The 21,999-nt window shown below is 66.3% G+C and carries 28 protein-coding genes; 24 read left to right on the top strand and 4 right to left on the bottom strand.

Annotation, left to right across the window (positions count from 1 at the left end; all coding sequences use genetic code 11):
* From OXG79_12415 to OXG79_12355, 13 genes are all read left to right on the top strand, one after another.
* A complete protein-coding gene (locus tag OXG79_12415; protein MCY3784569.1) occupies positions 1-162 on the top strand; it encodes a hypothetical protein in 162 nt (53 codons plus the stop codon).
* Entirely contained in the window at positions 162-2,390 is a 2,229-nt protein-coding gene (locus tag OXG79_12410) for a phage tail tape measure protein (GenBank protein MCY3784568.1), read from the top strand. Before OXG79_12415 ends, OXG79_12410 begins: the two co-directional genes overlap by 1 nt.
* 2 nt (positions 2,391-2,392) lie before the next feature.
* Positions 2,393-3,181 (top strand): hypothetical protein, encoded by a 789-nt coding sequence (locus OXG79_12405; GenBank protein MCY3784567.1) that lies wholly within the window; start codon positions 2,393-2,395, stop codon positions 3,179-3,181.
* Positions 3,182-3,195: 14 nt separating this feature from the next.
* Positions 3,196-3,972, top strand: coding sequence for a hypothetical protein (locus tag OXG79_12400; GenBank protein ID MCY3784566.1), 777 nt, complete (start codon positions 3,196-3,198; stop codon positions 3,970-3,972).
* A complete protein-coding gene (locus tag OXG79_12395) occupies positions 3,969-4,310 on the top strand; it encodes a hypothetical protein (protein ID MCY3784565.1) in 342 nt (113 codons plus the stop codon). The genes OXG79_12400 and OXG79_12395 overlap by 4 nt, the downstream gene beginning before the upstream one ends.
* Complete coding sequence (locus OXG79_12390) at positions 4,307-5,101, top strand: hypothetical protein (protein MCY3784564.1); 795 nt, start codon at positions 4,307-4,309, stop codon at positions 5,099-5,101. The genes OXG79_12395 and OXG79_12390 overlap by 4 nt, the downstream gene beginning before the upstream one ends.
* Positions 5,098-5,919 carry a Gp138 family membrane-puncturing spike protein gene (locus OXG79_12385; GenBank protein MCY3784563.1) on the top strand — a complete coding sequence of 274 codons (822 nt, stop codon included), beginning with the start codon at positions 5,098-5,100 and terminating at the stop codon, positions 5,917-5,919. The genes OXG79_12390 and OXG79_12385 overlap by 4 nt, the downstream gene beginning before the upstream one ends.
* A 99-nt stretch (positions 5,920-6,018) precedes the next feature.
* The gene (locus tag OXG79_12380; protein MCY3784562.1) at positions 6,019-6,849 is read left to right on the top strand and encodes a hypothetical protein; all 831 of its coding nucleotides are present in this window, start codon (positions 6,019-6,021) and stop codon (positions 6,847-6,849) included.
* A gap of 3 nt (positions 6,850-6,852) precedes the next feature.
* The gene (locus tag OXG79_12375; GenBank protein MCY3784561.1) at positions 6,853-7,197 is read left to right on the top strand and encodes a hypothetical protein; all 345 of its coding nucleotides are present in this window, start codon (positions 6,853-6,855) and stop codon (positions 7,195-7,197) included.
* Positions 7,197-8,384 (top strand): baseplate J/gp47 family protein, encoded by a 1,188-nt coding sequence (locus OXG79_12370; protein ID MCY3784560.1) that lies wholly within the window; start codon positions 7,197-7,199, stop codon positions 8,382-8,384. Before OXG79_12375 ends, OXG79_12370 begins: the two co-directional genes overlap by 1 nt.
* A complete protein-coding gene (locus OXG79_12365; protein MCY3784559.1) occupies positions 8,381-10,708 on the top strand; it encodes a fibronectin type III domain-containing protein in 2,328 nt (775 codons plus the stop codon). Before OXG79_12370 ends, OXG79_12365 begins: the two co-directional genes overlap by 4 nt.
* A complete protein-coding gene (locus tag OXG79_12360; protein ID MCY3784558.1) occupies positions 10,705-11,868 on the top strand; it encodes a fibronectin type III domain-containing protein in 1,164 nt (387 codons plus the stop codon). Before OXG79_12365 ends, OXG79_12360 begins: the two co-directional genes overlap by 4 nt.
* Before the next feature lie 54 nt (positions 11,869-11,922).
* Entirely contained in the window at positions 11,923-13,356 is a 1,434-nt protein-coding gene (locus OXG79_12355) for a hypothetical protein (GenBank protein MCY3784557.1), read from the top strand.
* A gap of 36 nt (positions 13,357-13,392) precedes the next feature.
* Here the strand turns inward: OXG79_12355 and OXG79_12350 are convergent, their stop codons facing one another.
* From OXG79_12350 to OXG79_12335, 4 genes are all read right to left on the bottom strand, one after another.
* Positions 13,393-13,728, bottom strand: a complete 336-nt coding sequence (locus OXG79_12350) for a hypothetical protein (protein MCY3784556.1) — start codon at positions 13,726-13,728, stop codon at positions 13,393-13,395.
* Between the two features lie 4 nt (positions 13,729-13,732).
* Positions 13,733-14,566 carry an ion transporter gene (locus tag OXG79_12345; GenBank protein ID MCY3784555.1) on the bottom strand — a complete coding sequence of 278 codons (834 nt, stop codon included), beginning with the start codon at positions 14,564-14,566 and terminating at the stop codon, positions 13,733-13,735.
* Positions 14,567-14,733: 167 nt separating this feature from the next.
* The gene (locus OXG79_12340) at positions 14,734-15,852 is read right to left on the bottom strand and encodes a type I restriction endonuclease (GenBank protein MCY3784554.1); all 1,119 of its coding nucleotides are present in this window, start codon (positions 15,850-15,852) and stop codon (positions 14,734-14,736) included.
* Positions 15,853-15,889: 37 nt separating this feature from the next.
* On the bottom strand, positions 15,890-16,465 hold the full coding sequence (locus OXG79_12335; protein ID MCY3784553.1) for a S24 family peptidase: 576 nt from the start codon (positions 16,463-16,465) through the stop codon (positions 15,890-15,892).
* 183 nt (positions 16,466-16,648) lie between these two features.
* Between OXG79_12335 and OXG79_12330 the strand changes: the two genes are divergently transcribed.
* From OXG79_12330 to OXG79_12280, 11 genes are all read left to right on the top strand, one after another.
* On the top strand, positions 16,649-16,888 hold the full coding sequence (locus OXG79_12330; GenBank protein MCY3784552.1) for a hypothetical protein: 240 nt from the start codon (positions 16,649-16,651) through the stop codon (positions 16,886-16,888).
* An 84-nt stretch (positions 16,889-16,972) separates the two neighbouring features.
* Positions 16,973-17,470, top strand: coding sequence for a hypothetical protein (locus OXG79_12325; protein MCY3784551.1), 498 nt, complete (start codon positions 16,973-16,975; stop codon positions 17,468-17,470).
* The gene (locus OXG79_12320) at positions 17,467-18,261 is read left to right on the top strand and encodes a hypothetical protein (GenBank protein ID MCY3784550.1); all 795 of its coding nucleotides are present in this window, start codon (positions 17,467-17,469) and stop codon (positions 18,259-18,261) included. Before OXG79_12325 ends, OXG79_12320 begins: the two co-directional genes overlap by 4 nt.
* Entirely contained in the window at positions 18,248-19,300 is a 1,053-nt protein-coding gene (locus tag OXG79_12315) for a hypothetical protein (GenBank protein MCY3784549.1), read from the top strand. Before OXG79_12320 ends, OXG79_12315 begins: the two co-directional genes overlap by 14 nt.
* A complete protein-coding gene (locus OXG79_12310) occupies positions 19,297-19,701 on the top strand; it encodes a hypothetical protein (GenBank protein MCY3784548.1) in 405 nt (134 codons plus the stop codon). Before OXG79_12315 ends, OXG79_12310 begins: the two co-directional genes overlap by 4 nt.
* Before the next feature lie 289 nt (positions 19,702-19,990).
* Positions 19,991-20,335, top strand: coding sequence for a hypothetical protein (locus OXG79_12305; GenBank protein ID MCY3784547.1), 345 nt, complete (start codon positions 19,991-19,993; stop codon positions 20,333-20,335).
* On the top strand, positions 20,332-20,541 hold the full coding sequence (locus OXG79_12300) for a hypothetical protein (protein ID MCY3784546.1): 210 nt from the start codon (positions 20,332-20,334) through the stop codon (positions 20,539-20,541). Before OXG79_12305 ends, OXG79_12300 begins: the two co-directional genes overlap by 4 nt.
* The gene (locus OXG79_12295; protein ID MCY3784545.1) at positions 20,538-20,789 is read left to right on the top strand and encodes a hypothetical protein; all 252 of its coding nucleotides are present in this window, start codon (positions 20,538-20,540) and stop codon (positions 20,787-20,789) included. The genes OXG79_12300 and OXG79_12295 overlap by 4 nt, the downstream gene beginning before the upstream one ends.
* Positions 20,790-20,874: 85 nt before the next feature.
* Entirely contained in the window at positions 20,875-21,123 is a 249-nt protein-coding gene (locus tag OXG79_12290) for a hypothetical protein (protein MCY3784544.1), read from the top strand.
* 103 nt (positions 21,124-21,226) lie between these two features.
* On the top strand, positions 21,227-21,775 hold the full coding sequence (locus tag OXG79_12285) for a Fic family protein (GenBank protein MCY3784543.1): 549 nt from the start codon (positions 21,227-21,229) through the stop codon (positions 21,773-21,775).
* A complete protein-coding gene (locus OXG79_12280; protein ID MCY3784542.1) occupies positions 21,775-21,999 on the top strand; it encodes a hypothetical protein in 225 nt (74 codons plus the stop codon). Before OXG79_12285 ends, OXG79_12280 begins: the two co-directional genes overlap by 1 nt.

Genomic DNA, 21,999 nt, shown 5'->3' with positions numbered 1-21,999 from the left:
TTGTTCGCCCCGCTGCTGGCCGAAGGGCTGGCGACACCGGTCGACCTGCGGTCAACGTGGACGCTCGATGATGTCTATGACGCCCTGGAATCGCTTGCCGTGATGCGGGAGAACCAGCGGCAGGCGTACGAGGCGGCGTCGAAGAATGCGGGGCGTCGCTGATGGCCACCGTCATCGACACGCTCGTCTATCAGTTCGGCTTCAAGATCGACACGCGGGGGCTGCGTCACGCCGAAAGCAGGGTCGACCGATTTAGCCGCCGCGTGAATACCGCCGTCGCAGGCGTCGCTCGGGGATTCGGAGTCGCGAGCACCGCCGCTCTCGGCATCGGCGCCGCGGCGTTCTTCACCGGCTCGAAGGCCGAGCGCGAGTTCCTCAAGCTCCAGACCCAGCTCGGGCTGACGAAGGAGGAAATCGCATCCATTCGACCGCAGATCGAGGCGCTATCGCGGGAGACGGGGCGCCCGTTGGCCGAACTCGCCGAGGCCTACTTCAGCCTGCGCTCCGCCGGCCTCGATGCTGCGGCGGCCTATGACACGCTGCGCGCCAGCGCGTATGCGGCCAACGCCCAGCTCGGTGCCACGCGCGATGTCGCTCATATCGCCGGCGGCGCGATCAACGCCTATGGTGCCGACGCCATCTCGGGAACCCGAGCCACCGACGTCCTGATCGGGACGATCAAGGAAGGGAACCTCGAGGCCCGGAATCTGATCCGGCCGTTCGGTCAACTGCTGCAGGTGGCGCCGCTGCTCGGGGTCGAACTCGAGAGTCTCGGGGCCATCATCGCGGGCGCGACCAGGAACAGCGTGCCAGCGAACGAGGTGATCACCCAACTCAAGCAGGTTCTGTTTGGGATTCTGCGCCCCACGGTGACGGCCAAGAAACAGCTGGGCGATCTCGGGATCTCGGTTACAGACCTTCAGCAGCGTGTACGCGAGGATGGGCTGATCGCCACGTTGCAGTGGCTGCGCATGGAGGTCGGAGAGGACACCGAGGCGTTCACGCGCCTCTTTGAGTCGCAGGAGGCCGTCGGTCTGATCCTCGACATCACCGGTGCCAAGGCCGGCGACTACACGACCATCCTCAACAACCTTCAGTCAGCCACCGGCGCGACGGACGAGGCGCAACGGGCCTGGGCGGAAACGGGGCTTTCGGAGGCAGAGAAGGCGACGAACGAAGCGAAGCTCGCGCTCGACTCCCTCTACAACCGGACCATCGTGCCTCTGCTCAAGACGTTCGGGCGGCTGCCAGAGCCGATTCAGCGCGTGGCCGTGCTGTTTGCGGTCCTCTCCGGAGCGTCGCTGCTGCTGGGCGGGCCTCTCGGGTTGATCAGCACCGCGTTCGGAGTCATCAAGGCCCCGCTGCTGCTTGTCACGGCGCTGTTTGGCCTGCTCTCGCTCAAGTTCATCGTGGTGGGGGCGCTGATTGCAGCGCTCGTGATCGGCATCAGATGGCTGGTGGACAACTGGGACCTGGTCGTGGCCAAGGTCCGCGAGGTGTGGAAGGAGCACGGCGGCCTGGTGATCGTTATCGGCAACGTGCTTGGCGTCCTGGGCTTGCTGATTGCGCGCCAGCTCGTGCTCGGCAGCGGCATGGGATTCGTGATTGGCCGCGTGCTCGGCTTGGGTCGTGGGTTTGGCGGGCTGATCACGACGTCGATCCGGCTGGGGGGACGCTTCGGCAGCCTCGGGCTCCGGCTCGCGGGGATCGGATGGGCTGCCGCGACCACGGGCGCACGCGGCTTTCACGGGGCGCTCGGCAGCATCCTCGGACGTGCCCGCGAGCTATTGCCGAAACTTGCCACGCTTGGGGGTCGGGTCGCGAGCTTCGGGGGCAATGCGCTCTCGCGCGCGGGCGGCGGGGTCGCTGGCGCTGCGCGCGCGGCGGCGCCTGTGCTGGGCGGGGCCGCGCGACTTGCAGGCCCCGCCGCGCTTGTCGCCGGTGGGCTGGCTGCCGCCGGCGGCATCACCTACGGCATCGTTACAGGCAAGGAGAGCGACGCGCCGCGCACGAGCCGCAACCTGCTTCAACGCTACGGCCTTGACGCATTGGACGGCTACGCGCGCGGGGGGCTCGTGCCGGGCGCCCGCGGGCGTGCGCGGTTGGCGATGGTCCACGGCGGCGAGATGGTGCTGCCGCCGGACATCGCCGATTTCTTGGGCGGCATTGTGAGAGGGCCGCCCCCGCCGCCCGCTATGGCGATGGCCGGTTCACGCTCGATCACGGTTAACGTGGGCGATATCAATGTTGAGGTGCAGGCTGCTCCCGGCCAGGACGCAGACGAGATAGGTCACAGGGTTGCCCGCGCGGTGGAACGGACGGTGAAGCGGGTGCTGCAGGACGAGTTCGAATCTCTCGCCGCGGCCTTTGACTCTGACGTTCAGGTCTAGCCATGCCAGACCCATTCGCGATCTACGAGGCTCGTAGCACAAGCATCGAGCCGTTGGTCGGCTATGCCGATGGCTTTCTGGACGAAGAACACGAGCGGCAAGTCTCGGTCACGCGCTTTCCCATCGAGAGCGGTGCCGCCCTGGTTGACCACGCCGTCCGCGAACCCGACGCGCTCAAGATCACGGGGTGGACGAGCGACCTGTTCCCCAGCGACCTAAGCAACATTGGCGCCACTGATCGGCCAGCGCAGGCATGGGCCGAGATCGGGCGGCTGATGCAGGAGCGCGAGCTGCTCGAAGTCGTGACGATTCTCGGCGTCTACAAGGACATGATCATCACGCGCGCCATCGCGCCGGTGAGCAGCCGCACGGGGCGAGGGCTGCTATTCACGATCGAGCTTCAAGAGGTCCTCACGGCGCCACTGCGGCGCGTGGAATTCGAGGTCCCAACCCCCACGGCGACGGGGCCCGCCGCGGATCGGGTCCCGCCGACTCCCACGCCGGACTTCGTCGACGACGACCTGGCGCTGCAAGGCCCGAGCACGTACAGCTTGGAGTGGGAGGAAATCGACCCGTTGGCTGGTGCCGGCGATGTCTTTGCCAACACGGTCACGAATGTCTGGGAGTCGGCGCAGCAGCTTGATGTCGGCGGGGCTGCAGCAGCCGTTGGTGAAGGCCTCGAGGAATTCCTGCCCGCGCTCGGCGACAAGATCGCGCAGGCGCTGGGGTTCGAGGAACCGGAGCGAGAGGTCGTACGTCGCACGATCCCCGGGTTTGACGAGGGGCCGTGATGCCAGCGTGCGGGATGATCACCAGCTATCTCCGCGATCACTGCCGATGCGACCTCTGTCAGGCAGCCTTCGATGCGATCGCTCACGGAACCTGGAAGAAATATTCGTATGGCTGCCGCTGCATGACATGTCGGGCGGCAGCTCGTGAGAAGTCCCGCCAGCGGCGTGCTGACCCGACAGCCCGCGAGCAAATTAACCAGCGGCATCGTGCGCGGGTACAGGCCGACGCCGACTACGCGGCCCGGAAGCGCAAATCAAGCCGTGACTCAGCGAGGCGGGCGGCGCAGCAACGCGCCAACTCCCCCACTGCTGCTGCCGAATTTCGCGCCTCGAAGCGGGCGTATCGTGAAGCAAACCGTCAGCGGATCAACGCCGCTAGTCGCGCGCGGCGACAGCGCATTAAGACTAGTGATCCCACGCGCTACGCGGCGATCTTGGCGTCGGCACGCCAGTGGCGCCGAGACAATCCCGAGCGAGCCCGAGCCAACGACCGGCGCAAATGGCAGCGGCTACGGCAGTCCCCCGGCGGCTACAAGCACTATCTGCGGAGCCGACTGGAGAAAAGGCACGAGTCATTGGCTCGGGCCCAGGAGCGACAGGTCGAGCGCGAGGCGGAAGTCCATGCCAAGATCGACCGGATCAAGCGGGAGAATACGCCGCGCCACCTCTGGCCCGACGACTGGCTGCGTGTTGAGGCCAGACGCGAGGGGTGGGAGATTATCACGCCAGGTGACCTTGCGTTTTACCGGCGGTTGCTAGCCGAGGACGTGGCATGCAAGCGATCCCATTGACGAACGCCGTCGAGCAAGTCCTGCGAACGACCCTTGGTGGCCAGCAAGTGGGCTTGCGCTTGCGGTGGTCACCGCTAGCCGGAGCGTGGTATCTGAGCGTCGCCCGTCCGGGATCTCGGCTGGCCACGGGGCGCCAGGTCGTTCCATGGCGACGCCTGCTTGGCACGCAACTCACCGATTTCGATGGCGACTTGATCGTCCTGGCAACGAAGGGCAACGACGACGTGTCGGTCGGGCGTCGCGCGTGGACGGAAACGCACGCGCTCTGGTACCTCACCGACGCCGAGATTGCTGATGTCGAGGCACGACTCGCCGATTACGGCGACGTGACCCTGTGATCAACCCGGCATACATCCGCCAATCCAGCCTCGCCATTGCCCCGCCCGGCATCGTCATTGAGGGATTGCGGATGTCGTTCGAGGTACGCACTGAGATCCACGGCGATCCCGGCCCTTCGACTATCACCGTCACCAATCTGGCCGAGCCTACGGCGCGCGAGATCCAGAAGGACGCGACGGCGCGACTGTCCGCCGGATATCGCGGACATCCGATTGATCAGGTTTACGTTGGCGAGATTCGGCGTATCGAGCAGGAGTTCGAGGGCCGCGAGCGGCTCACGACCCTCACCCTTGAACCCGCGTCACGGCAGGCCCGTGCCGCCGTCACGATTGCCACGAGCTACCAGGGTGTCGTGAGTCTGCGCGCCATCGTCGGCGATATCGCGGGCAAGCTCGGACTCCCCGTCGGGCCCCTCGACGCCGTACCGGATCTGGCGGTCGCCGACTACGTGCATGCGGGCAAGGCCGAGGATGCGCTCACTGGACTGCTTCGGCCGCGTGGGGTCGAGTGGTACGAAACCGACGGCGAGCTGCTGTTTCGACGCCGCGGGCTGGCGGATGCGCAGATCGGATTCGTGCTGCGCGAGGACACGGGAATGATCGGCTCGCCGGCGCTCACCGAGAACGGATTCACGGCGCGGATGCGCCTGAGCCCGCTGGTGCGGCTGAACCAGCGCGTGCGCGTCGAGTCGGAGCGGCTGAATGCCACAGGCAAGATCATCAGCCTGGAGCATCGCGGCGACACGTGGGATGGCGAGTGGCAGACGGCGCTCGAGGCGGTGGCGCTGTGAGCAATCTCGACCCCGAGATCCGACGAAACAATCTGTCGAGTGCTGTCCGCTCAGTTCTGGGCCAGTTCCGGAAGTCGCCTAACGCCGCCATCCCGGGCATCGTCCACGCCTACGATCCAGCCACGCGCCGTGCCACGGTGCAGCCAGCGATTGATCTGTTGTTGACCAACGGCACGCGCGTCAGCCAGCCGTTGATTCCCAACGTGCCAGTCGTCTGGCCCGCGACCGCGCAGTGGACGATGGTTGCCCCGCTCGCCGCGGGCGACGCCGTACTGCTCGTGATCAGCCAGCGCGGACTCACCGACTTCAAGCGTCGGTTTCAGCAGGCAGCGCCCGACGTCGACCGCATCATGTCGCTCAGCGACGCCGTGGCGATCCCCGGATTCGGGCCGACGCGGATCACGCCGGCGAGTGCCGAGGGCGTCGCGATCCAGTCGACGGACGGTGCCATCTCGCTCACGCTGGAGCCGGACGGGCGCGTGCTGCACAACGGGGAGGAGATCGGCGGCGGGTGGCCGGGGGAATTTGCGCCGACGGCGCCACCGAATCTGCGGATACGGAGCGATGTCGGCAACATCCAGATTCAGGAATGGGACGCCTCCACAAGCCCATGGCTGCCCATCCTCGGTTATCTCCCCCAACTGCGCGTCGGGGAGGGGAGTTGGATGCCATATCCAGGCTATAGCAACTATCTTGAAAGGGAAAGCCGGTGGCTCACCGCGCCGCGTCGTACGCGCCTGCGCGTGCGAGTGCGGGCGTATACTTGGGACGGGCCATCACCCTGGACACCGACCCTCGATTGGGTCACCACATCCTAAGGCACCATGTCAGTAAACCTGACTGAGACTGAACTGCTCGAACTGCACTACGGGGGTCCCTACACGGCCCACCAAAGGCCGCGCTATTCCATCCGCGACATGACATTGCAGCGCGAGTTATGGGCCCGCGAGATCGAAAAAACCCCGCACCGCGACACCGTCGAAGAGGCGCTGATGCAGGACCACATGCTTTGGCGATTCGAACTGGTCTGGCGTCGGCGGCTCGCCCCCTACGCTGAGAGCACGGATCAACTGAAACTCATGATGTCGAACCTGTACGTCGCATGCCTCATCCGCTATCGCTCGGGGTCGGCGCCGCCCCTCGAACCATTCACCCTCCGAGGGATCGACTCCCTGGATGCCCAACGGCTCGTCGACGCCTCCGCGGCGCTGCCGGAAGCGACGATCAAACACTTCGCCGAGCAGCTCAAGGTGAAATTCCAGCAGGAGAAAACGCCGAAGGAGCGGGCGCCGCTACGCGCTCTCGGCAAAATCGACCACGAGCGCGTCCAGTTCGAGGCCCTGAGCCCGCAGAAGGTCGAGGTCTACGAATACGGCAGGCTGCACACGGCTCTGCAGAAGCCCGCCCCGCCAACGCCGGTGCCCGATACGGACAGCGACGATGACGACGAGGAAACGCAGGTCGGCGACACCACCCCGCCGGCGCTCCCCGTGTCACTCACGCTGAGCGAGGCCAACATCCGCCAGCGCGAGTTTGCCATCGCGAAAGCGCCGACCGCGCCGAACACCGCCGCGGCGGCGCTCAAGATCACGAATGAGCTCACCGGCCGACCGCTCATCGTGCGGCAGGTGCTCGCGAAGGACAGCACAGCCACCCCGGTCGTCCACCGCCTGCTCAAGGACAAGTCTGTCACCCTCAAGGCCAAGGATCTGCGGGGGTCGAGCTGGACCCTCGCCATCGACGTGTGAGGCATGGCCCGCACCATTGCTGCCGCCGACTCCGACATCGCCACAGGCTTCGCCGTGGCGGATGGAATCGAAGCGGTTCGGCAGCGGGTGCTGCAGCGGCTGCGACTGTTTCGGGGTGAGTCGTTCCTCGATGCCGAGGCAGGCGTGCCGTACTTGACCGATCTGCTGGGCGAGCGGCTGCCGAGCGCACTCGCGGGATCCATCATCGCCGATCAGATTCGAGACGTCCCGGGCGTCCTGGCCGTGGATAACGTCGACGCCCAGCTCGATCCACGCACGCGCCGTTTGAGCGTGACGGCGGACGTGACGGCGGACGACGGCACGGCTTCTGTGAGCGTGACGGTCTGATGGCCCGCGTCACAGCAACGGGCGTCGAAGCGGAGTCGCTGTCGAGCTACGTGACGCGGGAGCAAACGGCGTTTCGCGACGCGCTCGGCCAGGACCTCGATGTGTCCGCCGAGTCGCCGCAGGGCCAGCTTATGGCGGCCGACGCCCTGACTCTCGCGGAGGTCGACGAGGCCGTGGTGGCCGTCGGCAATGGCCTGTCACTCCCTCGCTCCCTCGGCGTCCAGCTTGACGATCTCGGCTCGGTGCTTGACATCGACCGGCGGCTCGCGACCTATTCCACCGTGACCGCGACGCTCACCGGCACGGCCACCACGGTCGTCCCCGCGGGCTCGCGGGCTCGGACGGCCGGTGGCGCGGTGTTTGCCTTGGTGAATGACGCCACGATTGGTGCCGATGGGAATGTCATGGCCACGATGCGAGCGACCGAGACGGGGCCTGTCGAGGCCGCTGCAGGCGCCCTGACCGAGACCGTCGACCTGGTGGCGGGCTGGACGGGGATCACGAACGCCGCGGCGGCCAGCGTGGGGCGAAACGTGGAGACGGACGTCGCTTATCGAGGTCGCTATCAGCGGCACGTCGCGCGGAATGCGCGCACGAGCGACGATGCCATCCTCGTCGACGTGCGCGAGGTGGATGGCGTCGTGGCCGCCATCATCCGTGAGAACGTGACGACCGCTGCAATCACGCTCCAAGGCGCCACCATTGGCGCCGGCTCATTCCTGGTCGTCGTCGATGGCGGAGCCGATGCCGACGTAGCGGCCGCGATCGCGCAATCGAAGCCGAGCGGGGTGGTGATGAGTGGGACCACGAGCGTCAATGTCCCGCACGCGACGGGTGGTCACAACGTCCCGGTGCGATTCAGCCGCGTCACCCGTGTGCCGCTAGAAATCACAATCGATACGGCGGTCGGTGTGGGATTCCCGGCTGGCGGCGAAGCGGCGATCATCGAGCGTGTGGTTGCTTGGGCGGCCGGTGAGTGGTCCTCGGGCGAGGGCGACTTCGACACCAGCGGGCTGGCCATCGGCGAGCAGCTCGACACGAACCGATTGCTCGCGCCGATCCTGAGCGTGCCCGGGCATACCGTGCAGTCGGTCACCGCGGTGCGCCGGCAGAATGACGCGCCGATTGGCACGGTGCAACTCACCGAGCGACTCACCATCGCCGCGGCGGATGTGACGGTTACTTGAGCGACATCGCCTCCCGCATCGACATCGATTCAATCGTGGACCTCACGGTGAGCCAGTGGGATGACTCACCCCGCCTGCGGGCGCTGATCCGCAATCGGCTCAAGGTCATCAAAGACGCGCTCATCGACCCGCTGATTTGGCTGGAGCGTCAGCACAACCTCAACACGGCCGAGGGCATCGGGCTCGACTGGATCGGCGAGCGGGTGGATCTGGAGCGGCCAGTCGCTGCCCGGACGAACGTGGACGACGAGACCTATCGCCTGTTGCTCCGGTTGCGCGGCCGCGCGCTATGGTGTGATGGCACGACCCCGATGATCGACGCCTTGATCCAGCGCGTGTTTCCGATGGGCTACTGCCAGGACCACGCGGACGGCACCGTGACGATCCACAACGTCGTGAATGACCCGCGTCCGAACTTGGGCCAGCTCGCGCTGACCGTCATCGAGCGCGCCATACCTGCCGGCATCCGCGTGACGTTCGCCCTCCGAAACGTGCCGCCGGAACAGCCATCCCTCACGGCCACCGTGCGCAGCAGCACTCAGGTGGATCTTGAGTGGACGGAGCCGAGCAACGATGGACCGGCGATCAACGGCTACGACGTCGAATACAAACTCGCGACGGCCAACACCTGGACCGACGCGGGGCACACGGACCTCACCCGCATGGCCTCGATCACCGGCCTCTCGCGGGCGAGCGCCTACCAGTTCCGCGTGCGCGCGGTGAACGCCGCCGGAAATGGGACTTGGGCCACCGCGAGCGCGACGACCCAGGCGGAGCTCCCCGCTGCGCCGGTGCTCACGGCGACGGTGCGCAGCAGCAGTCGCATCGACCTGTCGTGGACGCAGCCGAACAACGGCGGCGCGACGATCACGGGCTACGACGTGCAGTACAAGCTGGCCGCGGCGAACTCGTGGACCGACGTCAGCCATACGGGCACCGGGCGCACAGCCTCGATTACCGGCCTGACGCGGGCGAGAGCCTACCAGTTCCGCGTGCGCGCGATGAACGCCGCCGGAAATGGGACTTGGGCCACCGCGAGCGCGACGACCCAGGCGGAGCTCCCCGCTGCGCCGGTGCTCACGGCGACGGTGCGCAGCAGCAGTCGCATCGACCTGTCGTGGACGCAGCCGAACAACGGCGGCGCGACGATCACGGGCTACGACGTGCAGTACAAGCTGGCCGCGGCGAACTCGTGGACCGACGTCAGCCATACGGGCACCGGGCGCACAGCCTCGATTACCGGCCTGACGCGGGCGAGAGCCTACCAGTTCCGCGTGCGCGCGATGAACGCCGCCGGAAATGGGACTTGGGCCACCGCGAGCGCGACGACCCAGGCGGAGCTCCCCGCTGCCCCGGTGCTCACGGCGACGGTGGTCAGCAGCAGTCGCATTGATCTGCTGTGGACGCAGCCCGACAGCGGCGGAGCGGCAATCACGGGCTATGACGTGGAATACAAGCTGGCGACGGCGCAGTCGTGGACCGACGCCAGCCACAGCGGCACCGTGCGGACGGACAGCATCACGGGGCTCACGCGCGTGACCGCCTACCAGTTCCGCGTGCGAGCGGTGAACAGCGTGGGCAATGGCGGCTGGTCAGCCATCGTGAGTGCCAGCACGATCTCAGGCGTCATTGGCACCCCGACGCTCACGGCGACGGTGGCCAGCAGCACACAGGTCAACCTGTCGTGGACCGAGCCCGACGGCGGCGGCAACGCCATCACGGGCTATGACGTGGAATACAAGCTGGCGACGGCGCAGTCGTGGACCGACGCCAGCCACAGCGGCACCGTGCGGACGGACAGCATCACCGGCCTCATGCGCGCGAGTGCCTACCAGTTCCGGGTGCGAGGGCGGACAAGTGCCGGCGTGGGACCGTGGGCCACCGCGAGCGCGACGACCCAGGCGGAGCTCCCCGCTGCCCCGGTGCTCACGGCGACGGTGGTCAGCAGCAGTCGCATTGATCTGCTGTGGACGCAGCCCGACAGCGGCGGAGCGGCAATCACGGGCTATGACGTGGAATACAAGCTGGCGACGGCGCAGTCGTGGACCGACGCCAGCCACAGCGGCACCGTGCGGACGGACAGCATCACCGGCCTCATGCGCGCGAGTGCCTACCAGTTCCGGGTGCGAGGGCGGACAAGTGCCGGCGTGGGACCGTGGGCCACCGCGAGCGCGACGACCCAGGCGGAGCTCCCCGCTGCCCCGGTGCTCACGGCGACGGTGCGCAGCAGCACGCGGATCGACCTGTCGTGGACCGAGCCGACGGACACGGGCGGAGCGGCAATCACGGACTACGACGTGGAGTGGCGGGTGGACCCATCGTGAGCAGCCTGGGCTTGTTCTGCGACCAGACGGAAGAGCTGGTCATTGTCGAAATCACGCCAGCAAGCGTGATCCGCCCCGCGTGGCCAACGGACCTGGACGGCGAGCAGCGGCGAAACCTGGCGGAGGCCTCCGACTGGCTGCTGAACGCCGCGGGGGCGGGGCGCGAACGCTTGGACCAGGCGCTGCGGGCGCGCTGGCCAGGAGACCGGCGTGGGCTGCGGCTGGCGAGGCCCTTGCAGTCCGCCTACTGGGTGCGCATGCAGTATGGGTTGGGCGGTGGGGCGTCTACGAAGCGCTTGCTGAATGGTAGGCCCGTCACCATCGACGACAGCCATAACAACACCAGCATCTCGCGAACCTCTGCGGGTAACGGAAGCAGCGGCGAGGACGAAGATGCAGCGGGCGGCGGCGGCGGCGGCGGATTCGGCCAGGCGGGCCGTGGCGGGGGCCGCGGGAACGTGGACGACGACGATGAAGATGCGGACAACTCTCGCCGCGAAGGGGGCGGCGGGCGCGGCGGCGGCACGTATAGCGATGACTACGTGGCGGCCGTCGTGGCCGGCGACTTTTCCAGCTTGCGCGCTGGGAGCAGTGGGGGGGATGGGGGCGACGCCGAAGACGGCGGCCCAGGTGGGGGGCATCGTGGCGCGGGCAGCGACGGCATCGTGCGCGCATCGCTCGCAGCCCTGGCGCTCAATGAGTCTCGTAAGGGCGCCAACGGCGGCGGCGGGAACAGGGGATCCAATCAGGCGAGCGGGGGTGGCGGGGCTGGAAGTGGGGGGTTGGTCATCGCCATTACGCCCCTCACTCTTTCGGGGAAGGTCGATTGCAACGGGGGCATTGGGGGTCGGGGAGGGCGAGAGACTTCCGGTGCGCGTCATCACTCCGGGGGCGATGGCGGGCACGGTGGCGACGGCCGCGCGGTACTGTTCTATGGAGACGCGAACACCGCGACCGTCGTCAACGCCGTGCTCGCGAGTTATCAACTGCTGGCACTTCCAGGGTGGACGGATGCAGGCCACAGTGGGACGGGTCGCACGGACAGCATCACGGGGCTTACGCCGGGTGTCCGCTACCAGTTCCGGGTGCGCGCGGAGAATAGCGTCGGGGAAGGGCCGTGGTCGGCGGTACGCAGCGCGACGACGTCGGAGCCGAATTGAGCCCCTGGTCCGACACACTGCGGCTGGAACTCTTGGCGGACAGATTGGCGAAACGTGCGTCGCGATGAGCCGCTGAGCGGCCAGCTAGCATTCCTGCTTCAGCTGGTCGCAGTGGCGTTCTGGTGGGGCGCAGTCCTGGCGCCCTCGCTCGTGAGCGTGGCCATTCCCCAATGGCTGCCGCCTGAGATGCTAAGCCCAGATATCGAGGGCTCCTGGGCAAACGGCGTCTCTGCGGTGGCCCTCCTGGCAGTTGCCCTGCTTGCTGCCAGCAATGCGGTACTGAGCTTGCGCCGAGGCCTCGGCTGGATCACGGTTGTCGGATGGGCAGTGCTCGGAGCAACTGCCGTGTTTCTCACCTTTGAAGAGCTGCGATCAACCTTTCATGCCAGCGGTGTAATCGATGCTGGGCGCTTTGTGTTTGGCGAGCAGTGGGTCGCCGTCTTCGGTGCCAACATCTGGGTACTGTTGCTGAGCCCCTTGATCGCCGCATTCCTGCTGGTCATGGTGGTGTTTGTCTGTCGCGGTCTGCATCGCGGTTCCCGGCTGCTGCTCGCATTGGGGTTCGCAGCCTGGTTCGCGGTCATTGCCCTCGAGGCTTTGGGCCCCATCTTGGCCAGGGACCGCGCCGAAGCGATAGTGATCGCGCTCGAGGAGTCGCTGGAGTTCTCCGGAGCCCTGTTCATCGCTCTTGGCGGGGCGATTGCTTTGGGAGCGGGGGGGGGCAGAGACAGCCGCTCGGCTGGAGTCCGTTGGCGCCGCAGTTTGATCGGATCCGCCTCGCTCGTCGTCGTGCTCGGCAGCCTCGCCGTTGCGCTGGTCTTTCGGGTGCCCCTCGTGACCGCCCACACGCCGTTGCACTACGGCGACTTTGGGATCACGCTGCGCAACTCGGAGGCCGTCGTTCAGGAGATGCGCATGCCCGCGTCTCCGATAGGGCGCCTGGACGTCCAACTCACCCTGCGCGAGCCTAGCGGGCGTGACGGCGCTGTGGGCGTCCGCTTTAGCCGACCCGACGGGCAACCCCGCATGCTGTCCAGTGGGTCGACGGCGGTTCCCGTAGACGATCATTCCGCGTGGTACAGCATCGACCTCTGGCCGCCCGTGGCCGAGCCAGAGGGTGTGCCACTATCCATGACCGTGGTCGCGGACATCGGCCCAGCGGCCGAGCTGCTAGTCCGCGCGACGCTTGGCGACAACTACCCGCTCGGCTCGCTGTGGGTCAATGGCGTGCCGGCATGGCCGGATCAAGACCTCGAGTTCATCGCCTACACCGCGCCCGAGCCGACGTTGAGCAAGCTGCAGGCGCTCTGGTGGCTGGTGACGTCCGACTGGCGCTGGCCGGCGCTGTTCGCCGTGCTCGGCGTCGGGCTTACGCTCGTCACGCTCACCCCCGCCGTGCTGCTCGTAGCGAGCGCGTACGCAGCGGGAACACCGTGGGGTAGGCGGAAACACCGCCGGCGGCCAAAACCGGCTCTTCGACGAGCCTAGCGACTGCGCCAAGTCGCTACGGGGTACCGTCGCTGCCTACTCCTTGCCTTCATATCCCACGAAGCGATCCCCGTCCGCGTCCTCTTCGAGATAGAAGATCAAGGGCTGGTCATCGCCGAAAGAGGTCTTGGCACTCCCCTCGCACTCCAATCGACTGCTGCTGCGGGATACCTCCTTGGCGTCATACACCTTGAGGATCGTCGGGCGCAGTGGGTGCTTGTTCTCCTCGCTGATCCTTACAACATCGGGAATCAGGTCCTCACACTGCACATCAGCCGTGGTCTTGAGAGCTAGCTCGCCGCATCCAATGAGGGCAACTGCGACGGCCACCGCCAGTGCTGCGGTCGAGGCGATCAAGAGGCGCCACGACATTTGTCTATTTCCTTCCATCAGCCCTCCTAGACTTGCCGCAATGCGGACACTTGTCATAATGTTTCGCACGACGAGATTCGATTTCATCGATAAACGCAGATCCAAGAATCCCTGCGGGCAGGGCAAAGACGCCGATGCCCAAAATGGCGACGATGGCTCCGATGAATCGACCCAGCGTCGTCGTCGGCGCAAGGTCTCCGTAGCCCACCGTCGATAGGGTTGCGATACCCCACCACAAAGCGGCTGGGATGCTTGAGAAGCCGTCGGGCTGGGCGTCGCGCTCTACCAGATACATCAGTGCCGACGCGACGAACAAGAGCAGGAAGCCGACGAACAGCGTGGAAATCAGCATGTCGCGCCGGCTACGCAAAACAGTCCCGACAATCGCCAAGGACTCCGAGTAACGCGCGATCTTCACCAGACGAACCACCCGCATTAGCCGAAAAGCGCGCACGAACCGCAAGTCCAACGTCACGAAAAATGGGATGTAAAACGGCACAACAGCAATGAGGTCCATGAGCACCAGTGGCTTGGTGGCGAACCGTAGCCTTCCCCGAATCGGATGCGCGTACGCTGGATCCTCGGTGCATCCCCAAATGCGCACGAGATATTCGACTGTGAATATCGCCACAGACACGATCTCAAATGCGAGAAAGGCGCCGCCAGCGTGCTCGGCGACAGAATCGATTGTCTCCAGAGCGATCGCCAAGATATTGAGCATGATGATGGAGACGATGACAGCGTCAAAGGCTCGACTTGCGCGGTCTCCTGTATGCGATGGCTCGACGATCTGCCACGCCCGACCTTTGACTCGCCGATACCAGTTTGTGCGGGGCAAACCCTCTAGCTGCTTCCAGTCAGCTCTTACAGTCCCTGACGGTGGTCTTCCTATCGCACTGGTTGCAGCGCTCGCTGGCCCTCGGTTTCAAGTATCGAGTCTCGTACCCTGATGTCGGCCAGTCAGGGCAATTGCGGCACCAATGCCATAGCTCGCTGGTTCGTCGCTTACGGTACGCCACTCGCCATCTCTGGCTCGCCGGAATCGGGAAGGCGTTTGATCAAGGCTGCTCGAATCTGCTCGGTGTAGGCATGAAGACCGTTTACCCCGTCAAGTGGGAGGCGCGTCTCGCGCCTCTTGTCACCCTCCAAGATCAGCCGAAGGGATTGCGTCTTAAGCCTGAGCCGGAAGATGACCCAGCTGTCGTCCAATGCGACGGAGCAATAGTGTCGATACGGCCTGAGAGTTATTCGGTCACCATCCACGAGATCCTTCACGATGTCCCGGACGACCTCCAGAGCCTCCAGTTCAAGCGGGGTGCACTCCAAATCGCCTTTGGCGACCTTGGCCGCCTCTCGATCATCTGCATCGTCGTCTCGGGGATCGCGGCTCGGCCCGACATCCCGCTCCAATGCGCCTTTCAGTCGGTCACTGATCAGGTCATTCACCCACCCGGCAAACGCCCCTCGAATCAGGAGCGCAAATTGCTCTCGCACGGACTTTGTAAGCAGTCCCGAATAGACGCGCCTGGCGATGAAGCGAACGAACTCGTCAGACGGTTCGGCCATTTCCTCGGTGAGCACGCGTTTGATCTCAGTCGCGTATTTCATTTCCCGGGCAGCATCAACTAGGCCGTCAAGTCTGAAATCCGGCTTGGTGAACAGCTTGAGTTGCTCGACATCATGCTCGGTGAAAGCAAGCATGTTGAACTCGAGGAACGGCCTCGTGTCCATCATGTTGGGCTTATCGAGGTCGCCGAAGAATCGATAGGTGACCCCGTCCGTGAGGATGCCGAACCGCGCTTTGGTTACTGCAGTGAAATAGCGGAATAGCTGCGACTCCTGCGGCTCATCAAGGCTGCTCCCGTAAGGCTTGCACTCGATAAGGACGGCGGGATCTCCGTTCTCCTGAAGCAGCGCGTAGTCAACCTTCTCGTGTTTCTTCATCCCTATGTCGGCAACGTACTCCGGGGCAACCTCTAGCGGGTCGAAGATCGAGTAGCCCAGCATCTGAATAAACGGGAGCACTAGCGATGTCTTGGTGGCTTCCTCCGAGTCGAGATGTTCAATTCGCTTGGCAAACCGGGCCGAGCGAGTTCGCACCTCGTCGATAAAGTCCAACTGCATGCCTCCGCTCTCCGCCGCCTTGCGGCTCAGGGCTTGCCTAGTGCCCGTCGTCGTCGAATCGCCGCATCGTCCAGCGCACCTGCCCCTGGACCTTGATCGACTGGCGGTGGCGAATCGGCACGAACTCGGGGTTGTCGCTGCACCACCACGACCGCGACTTCACCCGCTTGAACCGCTTGATCAGCAGGGAGCCGTCGTCGGCGATCACGAAGAGGCTGTTTGGCGACGGCGTGGTCTTCGCCTTGTCCACCAGGACTCGGCATCCATCGACGAGCGTCGGCAGCATCGAGTCCCCGACGACCTGGTACACGGTCGCGTTGTAGGGCTCGATCCCGTCCGCAGCCAGCCGCTGGCGGCTGAAGCAATGCGGCGCTGACATCTTCGGGCTGACGACGCTCTTTCCGACGAACCCGGCGGCAACCGGCGCCGGATACACGGGCACGAACGCAGCTCGGAATTCCTCCTCCCATGCGCCCTCGCCTCGCGGGCCTTCGACAAGCTCCCCGGCTGAGACGTCGAGTTCGTCCGCCAGCGCACGCAACTGCCCGTACGGAATGCCCTTCCTGAGATTGATGATCCGGTTCAGCCAGTTCGGTGCGTGTCCCAGGCTCAAGGAGACCGCGTAGGCGGACCGACCTTGCCGTGCCAGGGCGGACCTGATGTTCACGGCGATCACTGGGTCAATGAACGACCGAGGCATATGGAATTGTCCATAAGAAATGATTGACATGCTATGCTCTAATGGGTACCGTTACCCAATCGGTACTGCCAGCCCGCTGAATCGGAGGGGCCCCGAATGGTCGCGAATGGACTCCCCAAGCTCCGTGGACGCCTCGCCGAGAGCGGCATCCAGAATCAGGTGCTCGCGAGCGCACTGGGCATGGATCCATCGCTGCTGAGCGCCATTCTACGTGGACGGCGTGTCGCCCCCGAGGGCTTCGAGGCCCGGGTGACGGCCGCACTTGATCGACTGGAAGCCGCCGAAGCCGCCGCCGAAGAGGCACGCCAGCGCGTGCTCGCGGAGACGGCGGGGTGAATCCGATGAAAGCAAGCTTGGGAAAACGTAGGGCCGGGTACCCCGTGAGACAGGACCCGACCCCACTTGCCACGGAGGTGATCCATGGCTGCAATCGATGGTAGCACCGTCGTTGGGGTGGATGGCCTAACGCCACCCGAGCGAGCGGGGCCGACGCCCGCTGCGGACCTGCTGGAATCCGAGGCGAACGCGCTGATCGAAGCGTTCGAGCGCGCCTCACTGAGTCTCAGCAAGTCGAGCCGCGACCACAGCCGCGCGAGCGCCGCCGACCGGGAGTCGGCGCAGGCGGAGCTCAACCAGCGCCGCGCCGCCTACGACGAAGCGCGGCAGGGCCTACACGACGCGCTCACGGGCGCCGCCGACCAGCCGGAGCGGGTGTGTTGGGGCCTGATCCCATGCAACCGCCCCGGCGCGGGCTGGTGGACACGGTGTGGGCGCCGCGTGGCGCGGTCGCGATGTCGGGCTGAGATCGAAGTGGACGACCGTCGGCGGATCACCTGCGCCGAATGTCGAGCTGGCGAGGAAGCGCGCGGCTGGGACTGCGGCGCGCCGTCCGACGAGCTGGCGGAGGTGTCGGCATGAGCATGCGCGGCGCCCGAACCACTGGCCGAGGCCGGTTCTACCTAGACGCCGAAGGCGGGTCCTATTGGTCGGTCACGACCATCCTCGGGATCCTGCCGAAGCCCGCGCTGCCGTATTGGGCGGCCAAGAAAGCCGCCGAGTACGCCGCCGACAACCAGCCGGCGATCACCGCGTTGCTCAAGGACGAGGAAAGCGGTCGCGAGGCCGTCATTGATCTGATCAAGCGAGCCCCGTGGCGCTACTCCGAAAAGCGCATGGACATCGGGACGCACGTTCACCAGGCCATTGAGGCGCACGTCACCGGTCGCCCGTTCCCGCCCATCGAGGACGAGCGGACCGCGAAGCTCGTCGGCCACTTTCATCAGTTTCTCGCCGATTGGCAGCCGACGTTCGAAGCGTCCGAAATGACGGTGTTCAACCGGACGCAGAAGTACGCCGGCACACTGGACGCCATCGTCGTGATCGACGGCCAGCGACTGCTGCTGGACGTCAAGACGGGATCGGGCGTCTACCCCGAGGCCGGCATGCAGATCGCGATGTACCGCAGCGCCGAGTTCCTCGAGCTGCCCGACGGGCAGGCCAAGCCCATGCCCAAGACCGCTGGGGGCGCGGTGCTTCACCTGCACGACGACGGCTACAGCCTCGTCCCCGTCCAGTGCGACGACACCGTATTTCAGCTGGCGCTCTACGCCCGCGAAATCTACCGCTGGCAGAACGAGGTCAGCCCCGACGTCGTGGGCGAGCCCATGACGCGGGCGCCGCAGCAGGAGGCGACCGATGCCAATCCTTAGCGCGCAGCAGAAGCTGCGAGAGTTGGGACGCATCCGGCTCGGTGATCGCTCCGGGACGCGGGGCGCGCCGAAGCGCCTCGACACATTCCGGTTCACGTCGGCCGGCCGCCAGTTGATCGACCAGGCGGCACAGCGGTACGGCGGGACTGTCAAACCCTGGAAGTCGCCGCGCGGCGACGAGTGGGAGGTCGTGAGCGAGGCGACCGAGCTTGACGTGATCATCCCGCCCTTTGGCTACCTGCAGCAGTGGATGGAGATGTGGTCGGCTGGCGGATGCCAGCGGCGATGCGACACCCAAACCGAGATCATCACCATGCAGCCGTGCATGTGCCCCACCGATCCCGCCGAACGGCAGGAGCTGGCCAAGGACGGCGACGCCTGCTCCCCCCACTCGTACCTGTGGGTGATGCTGCCTGGGATCCAGGGGCTCGGCACGTGGCGACTGGTGACCGGGAGCTGGTACGCAGCCGAGGAATTGGCCGGCGTCACCCAGGTGATCGCCGAAGCCACCATGCGCAACATGCAGATCCCGGCGTCGCTGCGCATCGAGGCCCGGAGCAGCCTGCGGAACGGAAAGACGCGCCGCTACACCGTGCCGGTGATCGACGCGCGGATCGACGTGGGCGACCTCGCCCGAGGAGAGCTACCCGCACCGACCACGCAGGTCGCGCCGCCACTTGAGGGCCGACGCGGCACCCAGCGGGTTCCGCTTGGGGACCAGGCGCAGTTGCCAGACAACGCCGCCGGCCATAGCGAGCCGAATCACGGCCCGGCCCCGTCGTTGCCGAGCGGTGAACCGCCGGCGCATCCGTGGGTCGGGGCCACGGTCCCCGATCGCATCCAGGACGCTTGGAACACCTGGCGGGACTGGGTGCAGGCGTGCCAGTCCGTCGACGACCTGGCCGCGCTCGAAGACCACTTTGCCAAGCACTACGCCGACGACGACCCGACCCGGCGCAATTTCGAATCCCCGCTCACCATAGAGATGCAGCGGCGACGCGAGCAGCTGGGCTCGGAGACGAACGGGGGCGGGAAGTGATCGACCCGACCAAACTCATCGACCTCATGCGGAGCGCGGCGGACGAGATCGAAATCGCCGCCAGCCGCGAACGGCCCGGGCCGCCGGAGTGCCTTCAAGACCCGGATGGCGAGCACCACCCCAAGCACGAAGGCGTGCGTGCGAAGCAACTCCGGCTGCTGGAGCGGGTGGACGCCATAGCGATCTGCGGCTACATCGACCACGACCGCGACATCCCCGACGACCTCATTCGTCGCTGGGTGATCCTGCGCTGCGCCGTGGCCGATGAGCGGCAGGCGGCAGCGATGGAGCGCATTGCCGACAGCCTTGAGTCCATCGTGGGTGCCCTCGGTGATGCCGACGAGCACGGCGCCATCGCCCACTCGCTGGGCGCCCTGGCTAGCAGGCACGGCACGGTATGAAAGCCATCACCCTTCGCCAGCCCTGGGCGTCGCTGATCGCCCGCAGTCCGAGACGGCCAGCACCGTCCCGTGCCTGCCGCACGCCAAGGTGGCAGATCGAGGCGCGGCACCACGGCGTGCGGTGGGCGGTGACGACGTGATCGCGATTACGCTGTGGCAGCCCTGGGCGTCGCTGATTGCCTGCGGCCATAAGACCGTCGAGACGTGATCCTGGGCACCGCCGCCCAGCCTGATCGGCGAGCGCATCGCGATCCACGCGGCGAAGCGCAAGTCGTGGCCGAGCATCGAGATGGAGCTAGCAGCCTGCATCGAGGACTGCAAGCACCGCAAGGCGGCGGCACCGCTCAAAGGCGTCTCCGTCCCCATGCCTTACGGCAAGGTCGTGGCGACCGCCCGGCTTGCCCGGGCCGGCCGCGTCCACTACCGATCGCGCACGCATGCCCACTACGAAGCCATCCGGCGCCCAGGCCGGCACCGCGACTCGCAGGAGTACCGCGAGCCGGTTTGCCGGTGCGGCGACTTCGGCCTGGGGCGCTACCTGTGGCTGCTCGCCGATATCCAACCGCTCACCAAGCCAATCCCCGCCCGAGGGCATCAGGGCCTCTGGGAGTTGGACTTGGCGGTGGCGGCATGACCGCCCGTGAACCCGAGATCAAGATGCACTGCCCCGACTGCGCACGCCCGCTGGTCGTTCGCCGGCGACGCGCCGACGGCTCCGAGTTTCTCGGCTGCACCGGCTGCACCGGCTGGCCGGACCACTGCCGGCACACCGAGGCGCTCCCCGAGACGGTCCGCATGCGACGGATGGGCGCGCCCGAGCTGCCTGGGATGGACCCGTGAGCCTCACCTACGTCGCCACCTGCACCGGCTGCGGCGGCTTACTGGCCGCTTCGGTGCTCGTCCCCGACAAACCCAGCCGCATGGTGGAGAGCGCCAAATTCCTTCTCGAGTTGGAAACCGAGCCGGTGGACTTCGACATCATCGAGACCGAAGCGGTGCGCACGAGCAGCGAGTGGTCCCACCGGCCCGACTGTGCCTACAAGCCCGCCGAGCAGCTCGAACTGGTCGATACGGATGCGCAGTCGTGATCGATCTCCCGCTGCACCTGATCTTCTGGGGCACCGTCGCGCTGGTGCTGCTCGCGGGCGCCGCGGCGGTTGAGTGGTGGTTGCGATGATCCTGGACGCGGGCTGCGAGGGGCGGAACTGGACCTTCACCGGCACCGTGATCTGCCCCTGGCTGGCCGATACGCGCTACGGCGGGCGTTGGTACTGCTCGGACCACGCCGAGGCCGCTGTCCAGGCCGACCGTCGCCTCGGCGAGCTGCGCACGCACCCGCCCTGCCGGCACGAGCGGACTTGCATGCACGACCGGTGCCTGCGCTGTGGCGGCACCTGCCCCGAGTGTTCGGAGGGACCATGACGCGAAAGTGCCTGAACCGATGGATAGCTGGAGCCGCGCTCAGTGCTTCGGGCCTTCGGCGCATGCTGTCGCTGGCCGGGTGGACGTCCGAGGAATCGAAGTCGTGACGCACCTGGGCGAACTCGCCGCGCACATGGAACAGCACGACCGCCAGCAACGCCTCGCGGACTTCATCCGCGAGAGCAACCGCATCGAGCGCATCACCGGCTTCACGACGCGCGAAGCCGACGAGTACGACCGATTCCTCAAGTTGGCGCGGATCGACGTGGCGGACCTTGAGCGGTTCGTTTCGGTGGTCGCGCCGGGTGCGGTCCTACGCCGGCGCAAGGGCATGGACGTGTTCGTCCAAGGCAGCGCCCATCGGCCGCCAGCGGGCGGCAAGACGATCCGACCAATGCTCTACCTACTGATGGGGCGCGCGAACAGCACGCGGTTCAGCCCCAAGGACGCCTACGAGGTCCACCAGGACTATGAGGCGCTTCACCCGTTCATCGATGGCAACGGACGCTCGGGGCGGGCGCTATGGCTCTGGCAGATGGGCGGGATCGGCGTGCTTCGATACCCGTTTTTGCACGAGTGGTACTACCAGAGCTTGGAGTACGGCAGCAATCGGACGTCGGGGATCCATGTCTCGCAGCGGGGAGGCCGCTGATGTTCGACCTCACCGTCAAAGACGGCTACACGCCCTGCCACGGCTGCGCCGGCTACATCGAAACCGACAAGGAAGATTTCGTGGCCTTCGTGATTCCATACGATCCCGAGAAGCACCAGTGGCGGGGCAAAGCCACGTTCCACCCGCGCTGCTGGGTCGAGCGCGACCCCGCCGAGCCGCTGCTACTGGTGACGGGCGTACGGTCTGGGCTGGAGGGCCGCTGA

The sequence above is a fragment of the Chloroflexota bacterium genome, from assembly GCA_026706485.1.
In the GTDB taxonomy this organism is placed as follows: domain Bacteria; phylum Chloroflexota; class UBA11872; order UBA11872; family UBA11872; genus JAJECS01.
This window is presented reverse-complemented; position numbering and strand designations above follow the sequence as displayed.

Coding starts and splice junctions, on each gene's coding strand:
- OXG79_12330 (MCY3784552.1), top strand. CDS start 16,649: ATGGTCGCGAATGGACTCCCCAAGCTCCGTGGACGCCTCGCCGAGAGC.
- OXG79_12400 (MCY3784566.1), top strand. CDS start 3,196: ATGATCACCAGCTATCTCCGCGATCACTGCCGATGCGACCTCTGTCAG.
- OXG79_12405 (MCY3784567.1), top strand. CDS start 2,393: ATGCCAGACCCATTCGCGATCTACGAGGCTCGTAGCACAAGCATCGAG.
- OXG79_12375 (MCY3784561.1), top strand. CDS start 6,853: ATGGCCCGCACCATTGCTGCCGCCGACTCCGACATCGCCACAGGCTTC.
- OXG79_12340 (MCY3784554.1), bottom strand. CDS start 15,852: ATGCAGTTGGACTTTATCGACGAGGTGCGAACTCGCTCGGCCCGGTTT.
- OXG79_12315 (MCY3784549.1), top strand. CDS start 18,248: ATGCCAATCCTTAGCGCGCAGCAGAAGCTGCGAGAGTTGGGACGCATC.
- OXG79_12350 (MCY3784556.1), bottom strand. CDS start 13,728: ATGTCGTGGCGCCTCTTGATCGCCTCGACCGCAGCACTGGCGGTGGCC.
- OXG79_12320 (MCY3784550.1), top strand. CDS start 17,467: ATGAGCATGCGCGGCGCCCGAACCACTGGCCGAGGCCGGTTCTACCTA.
- OXG79_12380 (MCY3784562.1), top strand. CDS start 6,019: ATGACATTGCAGCGCGAGTTATGGGCCCGCGAGATCGAAAAAACCCCG.
- OXG79_12290 (MCY3784544.1), top strand. CDS start 20,875: ATGATCCTGGACGCGGGCTGCGAGGGGCGGAACTGGACCTTCACCGGC.
- OXG79_12305 (MCY3784547.1), top strand. CDS start 19,991: ATGGAGCTAGCAGCCTGCATCGAGGACTGCAAGCACCGCAAGGCGGCG.
- OXG79_12280 (MCY3784542.1), top strand. CDS start 21,775: ATGTTCGACCTCACCGTCAAAGACGGCTACACGCCCTGCCACGGCTGC.
- OXG79_12370 (MCY3784560.1), top strand. CDS start 7,197: ATGGCCCGCGTCACAGCAACGGGCGTCGAAGCGGAGTCGCTGTCGAGC.
- OXG79_12300 (MCY3784546.1), top strand. CDS start 20,332: ATGACCGCCCGTGAACCCGAGATCAAGATGCACTGCCCCGACTGCGCA.
- OXG79_12410 (MCY3784568.1), top strand. CDS start 162: ATGGCCACCGTCATCGACACGCTCGTCTATCAGTTCGGCTTCAAGATC.
- OXG79_12325 (MCY3784551.1), top strand. CDS start 16,973: ATGGCTGCAATCGATGGTAGCACCGTCGTTGGGGTGGATGGCCTAACG.